Origin of the sequence: Amycolatopsis regifaucium (assembly GCF_001613935.1) — a bacterium.
In the GTDB taxonomy this organism is placed as follows: Bacteria; Actinomycetota; Actinomycetes; order Mycobacteriales; family Pseudonocardiaceae; genus Amycolatopsis; species Amycolatopsis regifaucium.
Window position 1 is genome coordinate 165,912 of record NZ_LQCI01000003.1, and the last position, 12,632, is coordinate 178,543.

General features: G+C 67.7%; 13 protein-coding genes and 1 pseudogene. 5 read left to right on the top strand and 9 right to left on the bottom strand.

The genetic code is table 11. The annotated features are described in order from the left end of the window. Window positions 1-103: 103 nt before the first annotated feature. Both AVL48_RS04555 and AVL48_RS04560 read left to right on the top strand, forming a co-directional pair. Window positions 104-1,363 carry an MFS transporter gene (locus AVL48_RS04555; protein WP_061984939.1) on the top strand — a complete coding sequence of 420 codons (1,260 nt, stop codon included), beginning with the start codon at window positions 104-106 and terminating at the stop codon, window positions 1,361-1,363. Continuing rightward, complete coding sequence (locus AVL48_RS04560; RefSeq protein ID WP_061984937.1) at window positions 1,360-1,797, top strand: hypothetical protein; 438 nt, start codon at window positions 1,360-1,362, stop codon at window positions 1,795-1,797. Before AVL48_RS04555 ends, AVL48_RS04560 begins: the two co-directional genes overlap by 4 nt. On the opposite strand, the gene AVL48_RS04565 is transcribed toward AVL48_RS04560, so the two are convergent. From AVL48_RS04565 to AVL48_RS04600, 8 genes are all read right to left on the bottom strand, one after another. Next, window positions 1,794-2,807, bottom strand: a complete 1,014-nt coding sequence (locus AVL48_RS04565) for a hypothetical protein (RefSeq protein ID WP_061984936.1) — start codon at window positions 2,805-2,807, stop codon at window positions 1,794-1,796. The genes AVL48_RS04560 and AVL48_RS04565 overlap by 4 nt on opposite strands. Window positions 2,808-2,985: 178 nt before the next feature. Then, window positions 2,986-3,498 carry a hypothetical protein gene (locus AVL48_RS04570; protein ID WP_244162405.1) on the bottom strand — a complete coding sequence of 171 codons (513 nt, stop codon included), beginning with the start codon at window positions 3,496-3,498 and terminating at the stop codon, window positions 2,986-2,988. Between the two features lie 194 nt (window positions 3,499-3,692). After that, window positions 3,693-4,532: an SDR family NAD(P)-dependent oxidoreductase gene (locus tag AVL48_RS04575; RefSeq protein WP_061984933.1), complete on the bottom strand. Its 840-nt coding sequence runs from the start codon at window positions 4,530-4,532 to the stop codon at window positions 3,693-3,695. A gap of 216 nt (window positions 4,533-4,748) precedes the next feature. Beyond that, on the bottom strand, window positions 4,749-5,507 hold the full coding sequence (locus tag AVL48_RS04580) for an arylamine N-acetyltransferase family protein (RefSeq protein WP_061984931.1): 759 nt from the start codon (window positions 5,505-5,507) through the stop codon (window positions 4,749-4,751). A gap of 103 nt (window positions 5,508-5,610) precedes the next feature. Then, a complete protein-coding gene (locus AVL48_RS04585) occupies window positions 5,611-6,234 on the bottom strand; it encodes a superoxide dismutase (protein WP_061984929.1) in 624 nt (207 codons plus the stop codon). A gap of 224 nt (window positions 6,235-6,458) precedes the next feature. Continuing rightward, entirely contained in the window at window positions 6,459-7,127 is a 669-nt protein-coding gene (locus AVL48_RS04590) for a biliverdin-producing heme oxygenase (protein WP_061984927.1), read from the bottom strand. A gap of 72 nt (window positions 7,128-7,199) precedes the next feature. Next, window positions 7,200-7,802 carry a TetR/AcrR family transcriptional regulator gene (locus tag AVL48_RS04595; RefSeq protein WP_061984925.1) on the bottom strand — a complete coding sequence of 201 codons (603 nt, stop codon included), beginning with the start codon at window positions 7,800-7,802 and terminating at the stop codon, window positions 7,200-7,202. A gap of 35 nt (window positions 7,803-7,837) precedes the next feature. After that, window positions 7,838-9,337 (bottom strand): glutamate-cysteine ligase family protein, encoded by a 1,500-nt coding sequence (locus AVL48_RS04600; protein WP_061984923.1) that lies wholly within the window; start codon window positions 9,335-9,337, stop codon window positions 7,838-7,840. A 217-nt stretch (window positions 9,338-9,554) separates the two neighbouring features. On the opposite strand from AVL48_RS04600, the gene AVL48_RS04605 reads away from it, so the two are divergent. The 3 genes and pseudogenes from AVL48_RS04605 to AVL48_RS04615 all read left to right on the top strand — a co-directional run. After that, a complete protein-coding gene (locus tag AVL48_RS04605; protein ID WP_061984921.1) occupies window positions 9,555-10,370 on the top strand; it encodes a TrmH family RNA methyltransferase in 816 nt (271 codons plus the stop codon). Between the two features lie 27 nt (window positions 10,371-10,397). Beyond that, complete coding sequence (locus AVL48_RS04610) at window positions 10,398-11,018, top strand: DUF2537 domain-containing protein (RefSeq protein WP_061984920.1); 621 nt, start codon at window positions 10,398-10,400, stop codon at window positions 11,016-11,018. A gap of 455 nt (window positions 11,019-11,473) precedes the next feature. Continuing rightward, window positions 11,474-11,714 (top strand): annotated as a pseudogene (locus AVL48_RS04615) (MmcQ/YjbR family DNA-binding protein); the annotation flags it as partial. Window positions 11,715-11,774: 60 nt separating this feature from the next. On the opposite strand, the gene sepH reads toward AVL48_RS04615, so the two are convergent. Next, a complete protein-coding gene (gene sepH, locus AVL48_RS04620) occupies window positions 11,775-12,620 on the bottom strand; it encodes a septation protein SepH (RefSeq protein ID WP_061984579.1) in 846 nt (281 codons plus the stop codon). Window positions 12,621-12,632 lie beyond the last annotated feature (12 nt).

Here is a 12,632-nt window from a genome sequence, read left to right on the forward strand (position 1 = left end):
GACGACCACGGGTAGCGAAACACAGTGTCCTTCGAAGACCACCGCTACTCGCGAACCCGCTCCGCCGCCACCCTCCTCCGGCAAGGACAAGCCGCGCGGGAGCATGTTCTCCTCGCTGAAGGTGCGCAACTACCGGCTCTTCTTCACCGGCCAGGTCATCTCGAACATCGGCACCTGGATGCAGCGCATCGCGCAGGACTGGCTGGTGTTCACCCTCAGCGGCAACAACCCGATCGCGCTCGGCATCGCGGTCGCGCTGCAGTTCTTGCCCACGCTGTTCCTCTCGCTGTGGGCAGGCGTGCTGGCCGATCGCGTCGACAAGCGTCGGTTGCTGATCGGCATCCAGATCGCCGTGCTGACACAGGCCATCGTCCTCGGCGTACTCGACCTGAGCGGTATCGCGACGCTCTGGCAGGTGTACGTCCTCTGCTTCACCCTCGGTTGCACGGCGGCGCTGGAAGTGCCGGCGCGGCAGTCGTTCGTCGCCGAAATGGTCGGCAGGGACAAGGTCACCAACGCCGTCGCGCTCAACTCCTCGATCTTCAACATGGCCCGCATCGTCGGACCGGCCATCGCGGGCTTCGCGATCACCTGGGTCGGAACAGGCTGGCTGTTCATCGCGAACGCGCTGAGCACCGGCGCCGTCATCGCCGCGCTGGCGATGATGAACCCCGACAAGCTCTTCCGCGGCCCGGTCATCCCGCGCGAGAAGGGGCAACTCGTCGAAGGGCTGCGGTACGTCCGGCGGCGTAGCGACCTGATGACCGTGATGGTGCTGGTGTTCTTCGTGAGCACCTTCGGCATCACCTACTTCACCTCTCTGCCGATCGTCGCCGCGAACGTCTTCCACACCAACGCCGACGGCTACGGCCTCCTGTCGACGCTGGTCGCCGTCGGTACCTTCACCGGCGCGCTGATGTCCGCCCGCCGCAACAGCCGCGGTGGTCCGCGCGTGCGGCTGCTGCTGATCTCGGCGTTCCTGCTCGGCGCGTTCGAAGTGGTCACCGCGTTCATGCCGACCTACCTGACCTTCGGTCTCGCGCTGATCCCGCTGGGCTTCGCTACGATCACGTTCTTGAACACGGCGAACGCGCTGGTGCAGACCGCGGTCAGCCCGGAGATGCGCGGCCGCGTGATGGGCCTGTACGTCTTGGTACTGATCGGGGGCAACCCCGTTGGAGGGCCGATGACCGGCTGGATGGCCGACGCCTTCGGTGGGCGTTCGCCGTTCTACATCGGCGGCGCGATCTCGGCGCTCGCCGCGGTGGTGTGCGCCGTCGTGCTGATCCGGCGCGGCGGAGTGCGGCTGCCGGTGCGGCGGTTCGGCAACGGGCTGCGCGTGCTGAAGCGGGAGCGGATGTGAACACGCTCGGGGTCGTGCCCTCGGTGACGAGGTGGAACGACGGCGAGGCCCGGTTCCTGGACTGGACGATCGACGGCGTCGCCCTGCGTGAACTCGTTCCCATGCAGGAGCGGACACCGCTGTCCCTGGACGACGATCGATCGCGTGAGTGGGCCGTCGAGAACCTGTCGCGGTTGCTGGGCCGTCTGCCCGGTGACTTCGACGACGGGCGGGTCGCGCTGCTCTTCTGCCCGCTGTGCGGCGACCTCGGCTGCGGTGGGTACAGCGTCGAGCTCGTCTTCGGCGACGACGAGGTCGAGTGGCGGGCATTCGGCCGGCAGTACGACTACGAGCCGTTCCATCCTGATCAAGAGGTCCCGTTCACCGGGGCCAGGTTCGAGCGGAAGGCGTACGAGAAGCTGCTCGGCGACCTCCTGACGGACTATCGGGCCTAGCGCCCCAGCAGCGGCGGCATCATCTTCTCGGCGAGGGCGCTCAGATCGCCGGTGCCCTTGAACTTCAGCGTCTCCCCGGCCGGATCGGCGGTGAGTTGCACGACGACGCTCTTGTCGGTGACCTGCGCGGGCAGTCCCGCGATGGCGGTGGTCGGTTTGACGGTCGAGGACAGCGCGCTGTAGTCCGCCGTCACCCCGTTCAACTCGCAGCCGGCGAAAAAGGTGGGCTTCGCCGTGTCCGCCGGGGTGCCGAGCGCGCGGCCCAGCTCTCCGCACAGCAGCCAGGAGATCACCGGCAGGGGTTTGTCCTTGATCGGGCCGGGCTCGACCGCTTGCATCGGGATCTCGCCGTCCTCGCCGATTTTCGGCAACTTCGGCCCCGGCGGCATCGCGCCCGCGATCAAGGCCTCGGCGAGCGCCGTCGCCTTGTTCGCGGTCTCGGGGTGCCCGATGACCCTGGCGCGGACGGAAACGTTCAGCACCGGAGAGGCGCCGCTGTGCGGGGCGACCTCGACCAGTTCGACACTCAGGCTGGTGCCGTCCTTGTCGGTGGCGACGACCGCCGTCTTGCCGGCGACGGAGGTCTTCGTGGGCACCCCGCGGCTCGTGTCCTCGGGCAGCGCGGGGATCATCTGGGCGCTGACGTCGAGTTCCGCGGTCACCGCGTGACAGGCCGTGGAGACCTCACGCAGCGTGCGGCCGCCGAGGATCTCCTCCCAGCGCTGTTCCGGGATCGCCTGGCACAACACCTGCGCTCCCGTCTCGCCCGTCAGCGCCGCCACCATCTCGCCCGTCGGCATCGCGACCGGGCGAAGCGGGTCGCCGGACTTGGACGGCCATATCTCGGGAAGCGTGGCTTCGGGCTTGTCGTCTTTGTTCAGGACGCTGATCGCGACGAAGATCGCCATACCGAACGCCAAAAGGACACTCGTCAGCGCGCAGCCCGCCCAGATCCACATCGGACGGTCGGTCTTGCGCGCGATGGCGCGGTAGTCGTTCGGTGTGGCCACGGGGTGAAGCTAGCTCTTCGCGGCGCGCCTGTCCTGCGAAACGCCAACTCGGCAGGGCAGCTCCGGGAGTTGGGGCTTCGAGCCAGGTTGCGGTAGGCTTGAGTCAGCGCTGGTTACTAAATCGGCGAAGTGGACCCGGCAGCCTTCCGGACGGTGGGTGGGCCGGGTTTCGCGCATCTCAGACCGTGCGGACCTCGTCCACCATCTCTCGTACGCGGCTCTTCCAATGGCCGCCCCGTTGCCAGCACCAGGCGAGAGCGTCGGGGATGGCAAGAAGTGGTTCTTCGAAAGCTCGGAGATGCCGGTACTCGAGAACGTCCTCGCAGCCGTACCGTCGTACGGCTCGATAGAGCGTCTTCCGGTCGAGTGTCACGATGGATTCATCGGTTTCCAGGACAAGCATGCGCGTTCCGGTGGACGAGAGGTCTTCGATCAACACATTCAGGCAGGCTTCGCGTTGCCGTCGCCGATGGTGCGCCGATGCGTCGTAGATTTTCACCGTCGGCCGAAGTTCGGCGATGGTGTCCAGAATGCGCTTCCGGCGTCCGTCGTTCTCGTTGGTGAAATGCAGGCGGCGCTGTCCTGGCAGTACCAGACTTTTCAAGGCCTGGCGGGCGGACGTGAGGTCGCCCGAAAGCAGCGCGGCGGCCGTCACCAAGTAGCCGCCTTCTTTGCTCTCGTCGACGAACACGTGGCTGGTCATCCGGTCCTTGTTCCGGAGCACACCGGCAAGAAGATCATCGGACGCACTTGCGAGTCGGCAAAGGTTCTCGTGAGTGGGTTCGACGATGTGGCAATCGGGACGGTGAGTGTCCCGATTTCCGCATCGTCGTCCGGTCACGCGCGCACGCCCGCGGATCGGCGTCGGTCAGCGGCTCGAAACGGTCACTTCCACCTGGCCGGGGGAGGCGGCTCCAGCGCCGCCCGTAGATCGCCGTCGATGGCTTCCGCGATGTCTTCGACCGTCCAGGCTTCGCGTTCGAGGACGGGATCCTTGATCGCGGTCTGGCGCAGCACGCACAGGATGTCGCCGCGGAACCGCAGGATCTGCCCGGTGAGCCCCGCCGAAAGGTCGCTGAGCAGGTAGGTCACGAGCGGCGCCACCCGATCCGGGGAGTGCTGCGGGGTCTGGACGACGTTGGGGTCGTGCTGAGCCATCCGCGTCCAGGCCACCGGCGCGACGGCGTTGACCCGGATGCCGTGCGCGGTCAGGTCGGCCGCCCACGAGGCGGTCATGGAGGCGACGGCGCCCTTCGAAGCCGAGTATGCGGCCGCGCGTCGTTGGCCGATCATCGACCCGGAGCCCACGTTCACGATCACGCCACCGCCCTGATCGCGCATGACCTTCGCCGCCGCCGTGCCGCAGTACAGCGGGCCCAGCACGTTGACCTCGACCACCTCCCGCATCCGGACGGCGTCGTCGTCCCATGGGTCCGCGCGGTAGTTGACGCCGGCGTTGTTGACCAGGCCGTCGAGTGCGCCGAACTCGGCGACGCACTGGTCGATCAGCCCGGCGGCTTGCCCGGCATCGGCGACCGAGCCGCCGTGCGGCACGGCGCGCCCGCCCAGTGCGCGGATCTCGCCCGCGACTTCGTGGGCGAGGTCGGCGTCCACGTCGTTCACCACGACCGCGGCACCCTGTGCGGCGGCGTGGTGTGCGAAAGCCCTGCCCAAGCCCTGTCCGGAGCCGGTGATCACGACGGCCTTGCCGCTCAAAAGACTCATGAAAACAGTCTGCCGTCACTCAGCCGGGTGAGATCGGCGTCTCTCCGTCGAACCCCTTGCCGGGGCAGATGAGGTTAGGCTAACCTCATCCATGTCCGCTTCGTGGTGGGAGCGGCAGTCAGTTCGGGAACGGACGAAGCCCCGCAGCCGGGTTACCCCCGGAGGCGGGGCTTCGTTCATGCCGGAGGTTCATGGTCGATGACCTCGCCGGTCTGGTCAAGGCCGTATCGGCACGCGGGCGAGTTCGATCCCGAACTCCTTCCGGTAGACGTCCAGGATCTCCGGATCACTCGAAAGCCTGGTCTCCTCGCGGACGCCGTGGGTCGTGACGATGAGCTTGTCGCCCGCCAGCGTGACCCGGCCGTGTTCGCCCGGCAGCGAACAGGTCGGTCCATCGGTGAAATGCGAATCAGGCGACGTCTCCTGCCAAAACGCCGTGGGGACGAACTCGTCCAGTGCGCGCGGCCGCTGTTCGATCCGGTACTGGGGCTTGCCGTCCCGGAGGACGTCGATGTCGCCGAACGGTGCGTCGAGGATCAGGAACTCGCCCTCCGGGTCGGCCTGCGCTTCGGTGGCGGTCAGCCGCAGCGGGAACCGGCTGAACCGGCCGAACCCGACGTCGGCCAGCCATGGTTCGTCCAGCTCGACGCTGATCGCCGCGTGGTCGAACGGCGGCCCCAGGGTGCCGTCCGGCCGGAACACCTTCGCCGACTTCAGGGCGACGTCGAAACCCAGTTCCCGCAGCAACGCGGCGAAGAGGCCGTTCAGCTCGTAACAGAAACCGCCGCGACGCCGCCGGACGATCTTGTCGAACAGCGCGTCGGTGTCCAGGACGATCGGCTCACCGAGGTGGATGCTCAGGTTCTCGAACGGCACCACCGCGAGGTGGCGTTCCTGCAGCATCCGCAGCGCGGCGACGTCCGCGGTGGCGGGACGGTCGAGACCGAGGCGATCGAGATATGCGGCGACGTCCATGTGGTCACCTTCGCACCTCGACTTCACTGGAGGTCAAGTTTCCGCCGAATGACGAAAAACGGGGCCCTCCCGGAAGGGAGAGCCCCGTTTTCGTGGTGCGTGCTCAGCCGAGCAGCAGGCCGTTGCCGCCGGCGACGGCGTTGTCGAACCGCTTGGAGATCTCAGCCCAGTTGAAGATGTTCCACAGTGCCTCGACGTACTTCGGCTTCACGTTCTTGTAGTCCAGGTAGAACGCGTGCTCCCAGACGTCGACCAGCAGGATCGGCGTGGTCGGCAGGACCAGGTTGTTGTGGTGGTCGCGCAGCTGCTGGGTGATCAGCGTCTTGCCGATCGGGTCCCAGGAGAGCGCGGCCCAGCCGTTGCCCTGGATCGTGGTGGCGACCGCGGTGAACTGCGCCTTGAACTTGTCGAAGGAGCCGAACGCCTCGTCGATCGCCGCCGCCAGCTCGCCGGTCGGCTTGTCGCCGCCTTCCGGGGACAGGATCTTCCACCACACGACGTGGTTGGCGTGTCCGGCGAGGTGGAAGGCCAGCGTGGTCTGCAGGCCGACGATGTCGCCGAAGTTACCGGCGTCACGGGCTTCGGCGATCTTGTCGAGCGTGTCGTTCGCGCCCTTGACGTAGGTCGCGTGGTGCTTGCTGTGGTGCAGCTCGTTGATCTCGCCCGAGATGTGCGGTGCGAGGGCCGCGTAGTCGTAGTCGAGTTCGGGCAGCTCGTAGCGGGCCATTGGCCCTCCTTCTGTCTTCGACCTGAGTTTCCACTGACGAACTTAGTCGTCTACACCCGTTTGCGGCGACCGGGGGCGCCGCGTTTCTCCCCAGGTGGAACGACTCGTCCTTAGCGGCTGTACCCGATAGGGCGGCCGCTTGAAACCCACCTTGCTAGCTCCAGTTAGGTGGAGGTCAATGAGGTGTGACGGCGATCATTGGAGGAGTGCCGAAGTTTTCTCGGTCAGGCCGCCCGATAAGCGTCCAGTTCGCTCGCCAGTTCGTCGAACACCGCGATGTTGCACTCGAAGGCCACGATCGCCTCCTCGATCAGCCGCGCGCGCTCGTCCTCGCTCCACGGCGCCGAATTCAGCTGTTCGCGGTAGTCGTCCCGGAACCTGGGGGCGCTGCCCAGCTGGTCGAAGTGGTAGAACAGCGAACCCGCCTCGGTCACCCCGTACTTGCGCTCCAGCAGCCGACGGATGATTTGGCCGCCCGCGATGTCGCCGAGGTAGCGGGTGTAGTGGTGGGCCACGAATCCGCCGGACCAGTGCGACGCCTCGGCCACGCGCCGCGCGTACCGCTCGGTCGAGGCCAGCGGGCGGACGGTCTCGCGCCAGTCCGGGCCGACGAGGTGTTCGAGGTCGCGTTCGAGGCTCGGCAGCCGCCGCAGTTCCTCGAAGACGAACTTGCCTGCCACCGGATCCTTCGCCAGCTTGTCGGCGGCCTGTTCGATGGCCTGGTAGATGAAGTAGTACTGGATCGCCAGCCGGGTGTACCCCTCGAGCGACAGTTCACCGCCGAGCAGCGCGTTCATGTACGCGGAGTGGTTGGCCCGCTCGTGGGCGGGCAAGGTGGAGGCGCGCAGGGTCGCGGAGAACGGCCCGGATTCGACGTCGGTGGTCACCGGCATGGACAGAGCCTCCAAGCATCGATCTGACATGCTGTCAGAAAGAGCGTAAGGCACAACTACGGGTTAGGCACCCTAATTTTCGGGTTTTTCCCGGTCATCCCGCATTCCCACCGCTCTGAGCACGAAGCGGACGGCTCCTTCGATGGCGTCGTCCAGCCGTTCGGGTGGTACGTCGACGACCTGACGGCTGCCCAGCGCGGCGGTGATCATCGGGATCAAGAGCTCGGGGTCCTCCTCCGGCACCCCCTCGGCGAGGATCTCCCGCAACTGGCCGGTGATGGGGTCGGCGTGCGCGCTGATCCGCCGGTACGCGGCAGGCGCCAGCGCCGAAGCGAGCGCCGTCCCCGGTGGCAGGTGGTACTCGGCCAGCACCCGTAGTTGCAGCCGGACGAACGTCGAGAGCTTCTCGACCGGGGTGTCGGCGGTCGCGACGGCCGCCTTCAGCCTTTCGACGTACCGTGTCGCCTCGTCCTCGACGAAGGCGACCAGCAGGCTTTCCTTGTCGGGGAAGTGGTTGTACATCGCCGTGCGGCCGAGGCCCGCTTCGGCGGCGACACCCGCGAGCGTGATCGCGTCGAACCCGCGCTCGTACAGCTGCCCGCGCAGGACGTCGAACACCCTGCTGCGGACCTCGCGCCGGTGTTCCTCCAGCGACCGGCCGATGATCTTGGGCAAGAGCCACCTCCCTGGGTGACCACCTTAGGCGCCGGTCAGGCCTCGAGCGACCAGGTGTGCACCGGCGTCTCGGTCGCCGACAGCTCCAGGTACCGGCCCAGCATCCGGTGCAGCGCGGTTTCCCGCTCGGCGCCGCGCTCCTCCGCGCGCAGGACGTACTCCCGCTGCCAGGCCGCGCCGGTCCGCCTGGTCAGGCACCGCTGCTCGATGACGCCCAGATAGCGCTCTCTTGCCTCGTCGGAGACATCCGAGCGGCGTAATCCCTCGTGTGCCAGCGGAAGCAGGACCCGCAGGACCAGCTCGTCCGGCGGGATCCAGCCGATACCCGGCCAGTACAGCTGCGCGTCGAAACCTCGGCGCGCCCCGGCGTACATGTTCTCCTCCGCCGCCTGGAACGACATCTGCGTCCACACTGGACGGTCGGCTTCGGCCAGTGCCCGCTGCGCGCCGTAGAAGAAGGCGGCGTTCGCGACCATGTCGATGACCGTCGGACCGGACGGCAGCACCCGGTTCTCCACCCGCAGATGCGGCAGGCCGTCGACGACGTCGTAGACCGGCCGGTTCCAGCGCCAGACGGTGCCGTTGTGCATCCGCAGTTCGGTGAGTTTCGGGGCCTGCCCGGAGTCGAGCGCTTCGACCGGGTCCTCGCTGTCGGTCTCGGGCAGCAAGCCGGGAAAGTACCGGACGTTCTCTTCGAACAGGTCGAAGATCGACGTGATCCACCGCTCGCCGAACCACACCCTCGGCCGCACGCCCTGGTTCTTCAGCTCCTCCGGCCGGGTGTCCGTCGCCTGCAGGAACAGCGGGATGCGTGTCTCGTGCCAGAGGGTCTTGCCGAGCAGGAACGGCGAGTTCGCGCCGACCGCGATCTGCACGCCCGCCAGCGCCTGCGCCGCGTTCCAATGCGCCGCGAACTCCTCCGGCGCGACCTGCAGATGCAGCTGGACCGAGGTGCAGGCGGCTTCGGGCAAGATCGACTCGGAGTAGCTGCGCAGGCGCTCCGGCTGCCTGCCGGGCAGCGGCGCCCCCTCCATCGAGAGCACGGTGCGCTCGCCGCGCGCGGCGAAGATCCGGTCGTTGAGCAGCGAATACCTGGCGTTGTTGGTGAGCCACTTCTGGTCGAAATGCTCATGCCGAAGGGTGGGGAGGATGCCGATCATCGCCAGCGAGGCGCCGGACTCCTCGGCCTTGCGCGCGGCGGCGCCCAGATACGCGCGGAGATCGTCCTCCAGCTGCAGCGCGGACTCGCCGGCCAGCGGCCGGGGCGGCACGTTGAGTTCCAGGTTGTGCTGGCCGAGTTCGGTGGTGAAGGAGGGGTCGTTCAGCGCTTCGAGCACCGTCGTGTTCGTCATCGACGGGCGCAGTTCGGCATCGACGAGATTGAGCTCCACTTCGAGCCCGATGTTCTTGCGCGGGAACGAAAAGCTCCCGTCGGTGAGCATGCGGGCGAGGGTGTCGAGGCAGCGCTGGACCTTCCGGCGGTACCGTCCGCGGTCCTGCGGCTTGAACGGGTCCGCCGAAAGATCCTTACCCATGTTCGTCGAGCTCCTCTTGGCCAAGATCCGCGGGGTTCCAGGCGGGACTGCCAGGCGGGCCAACGGTTTCACGGCTCGTAGTCGCCCGGCTAGCGGCCAAACTGGTGCTCTCTGTCACTAGGGGTTAACTTACAGCAAAAAGCAGCCGTTCGTACCAGCGAACGCCGGACGATCGGACCAGTTCGGCTCGCAGCCGGTGCGATGACACACTTTCCCGGTGGCTGACCTGATCACCATCGACGACCCCGGTGACCCCCGGCTCGACGATTTCCGCGACTTGTCCACAGCCGATCGGCGACCCGATAGGCCAGGTGGGCGTGGCTTCGTAATCGCCGAAGGCACCGTCGTGGTGGAGCGGCTGCTGAAATCCCGGTATCCGGTCCGGGCCTTGCTCGGCGTGGAGCGGCGGTTCCGGGAATTGGCCACCGAACTCGACGGTGTCGACGCCCCTGGCTACGTGACCTCGGCGGAGACGATGGCCGACGTCGTCGGCTTCCACCTGAACCGCGGGATCCTGGCCGTCGCGGACCGGCCCGTTCCACCGCCGACGGTCGAGGACGTCATCGACGGCGCCCGCGTGCTCGCGGTGCTGGAAGGCGTCGGTGACCACGAGAATCTGGGCTCGCTGTTCCGCAACGCGGCCGCGCTGGGCGTAGACGGGGTCCTGCTCGGGGCAGGCTGCTCGGACCCGCTGTACCGGCGCAGCGTCCGCGTTTCGATGGGGCACGTCCTGCGCGTCCCGTTCGCCACGTTCGGATCTTGGCCGGCTGACCTGGAGCTGCTGCGGGAACGCGGGTTCCGTATCGCGGCCCTCACTCCTCGTGTGGATTCCGTTTCGCTGCGCCAGTTACGGGACCAAACGCCGGAGAAGGTCGCGCTGATGCTGGGGGCGGAAGGCCCCGGGCTGACCGACGCGGCCATCGCCGCCGCCGACGTCGCGGTGCGGATCCCGATGCCGGAGGGCGTCGATTCGCTGAATGTCGCCACGGCGGGCGCGATCGCGTTCTACGAGACGCGTCCACCGCTATCGTGAGCACCCGAGCGAGCATAGGGAGAACCCATGGAATTGCGGATCCGTGAGGGACGCGCGGTGCTGGCCGGGCCGGGCGGCGAGAGCGCGCGTGAGGTGGACCCGCACTCCCTCGCGATCGGTTCGGACCTCGCTCAGGCACTGCACGAATGGGCGCGCGTCGCGTCCGCCGTCAGCACCACCGCCCACCCCGGCGATACCGGCGCCGAAGCCGCTTCCGTGGTCTCCCAGCGAGGCCGCCAGCTCGCACAGCGGCTCGCCGCCGCGATGGGCACCTCGGTCCGCTTCGTCGACCCCGTCTCCGGCGACGGTGTCGTCGTCGACCCACCCGCTCCCGCCCCTCGCAGCGAACTCGCGCGGCGGCTCTTCGGCACGCCGGACCCCGCCGGGGAACCGACACCGTGGCTGACCGGCCTGACCGTTTCCGCGTTCGTCGCGGCCGTGGTCGTGGTGGCGATGCTGGCGCTGGCGAACACCCTCGCGCGGGAGACCAACGGCTGGCTCGCGCTGATCGCCTCCGCCGTCGTGACCGGCGGGATCACGCCTTCGCTGTGGCTCGCGCGGCGGGTGCCGATCGTGCGGTGGGCGTCCTTCGGTGCCGCCGCGGGGATCGTGATCGCGTGGATCGGTGTGTTGATCGTCGTCTTCTAGAGGGCGCTGGTGAGGGGTGGGCTGGGTGGGTCGTGAGTGGCGATTCGGGTTCTAGCCGAGGGTGTTTAGGTGCCTACGGGTGAGTCCGTAGCGGCCGGTCCGTGAAGGCCTCCTTGGGGACTTGTATTTGGTCACCCGCTGGTGTGGGTTGCCGGTCGGCACGAGCTTGATCAACGGAAGATCAGGGACGTTGAGTGTCCCGGATGTTCCGTTGATCAAGGTGTGAGGGGCGGAGGGACTCAGAGTTCCTGCAGGAGTCCTCCACACCTTTCCCAGTACATGAAGGCCCCCTTCACTGCGCCTAGCGCAAGGAAGGGGGCCATCATGTACTTCACGCGAGCAAGACCGCAGGTGACGAGTAGGTACCTAAGAGAGGGCATGGTGAGGACCCGACGGCGGCGTGGCGGAGGGTGTTGCGCGCCCCGTTTCGCAGCGGTCCATGCCCAGTGATCAACGTGACCGGTGAGTGCGGACCGCTCAGATCATTCAGGCGGCTGTGTCTCGCGCTGCCGGAGACCTCCGAACGGCTCAGCCACGGCGAGCCGACATGGTTCCGTGCGCGGCAAGAAGACATTCGTCGTGTACGCCGACCGCCATCACGACGACAAGCCGGCCTTCTGGTGTCCGGCCCCGCCCGGGGCGCAGGAGGAACTGGTGGGCGCCGAGCCGGAGCGGTTCTTCCGGCCGCCGTACATCGCACAGGTCCCCGGACGCACGTAATGGCCCCTCCACCGGAAGGGGCCATTACGTGCGAAGTCAACCTCGTTGGGATCGGACGCCCAGTAAGACGTCTTCCCAGGATGGAACGATGGGATGGTTCTTCTTCCCCTTCGCCCGCGGAGCCGGTTCGGCCACTTCCTCCGGCTCGTCAGCCGGAAGTGGTGACTCGACGTCTTCCTCGGGCTCCGCGATGGGCGCGTCGATCACCTTCGCGACCGGCTCTTCGGGGGCCGAATCCAGGGTGGGCTGGATGATCGCGTCCCTGCCGGGATCCAGCGCCCGCACCGTGCGCGGGGCACGGTAGGCGTTGGGGTTGAGCAGGACTTCGGCGTTCTCGTCGAGCGCCTGCACGGTGCCGCCGTGCGCGCCGGGCGAGAATGACCAGTGCGCGCGGTTGTCCGAGCGGCCGGCCTTCCAGCTCAGCACGACGACCCACTTGCCGTCGTCGCCGCGCCAGGAGTCCCAGGTCGCCTGGCTGTAGTCGTGGCCGCGGAGACCGAACGAGTGCGCCATGACCTCGCCGAGCGTCTGCACGTCGGGGCCGTCTTCGCGGATCGGGTGCGCGCGCTGGGCCAGCTCCGCCGTCCGCGAGCGCTCGAGCAGGACCGGGTACGCGAACCGCTCCACGCGCTGCACGGAGACGCCGGCGCTGCTCGCGACCTGCTCCACGGACTCACCGGCCCGGATTCGTGCCTGGATCTCGCGTGGCCGCATTTGGCTCTCCAACTCGATCTCGATCTGGCCGAGGCGGGTGATGTCACCCCTCGCCGCCGCACGCAGCCTTTCGTCCGCGGGGAGCAGGAAACGCGTGCGGCTCGCCGGGTCCTCGCACACGATGGACTTACCGTCCTCGTGTAGCCCGACCACCCGTAGCGCTCGCATTCTCGCCTCCCC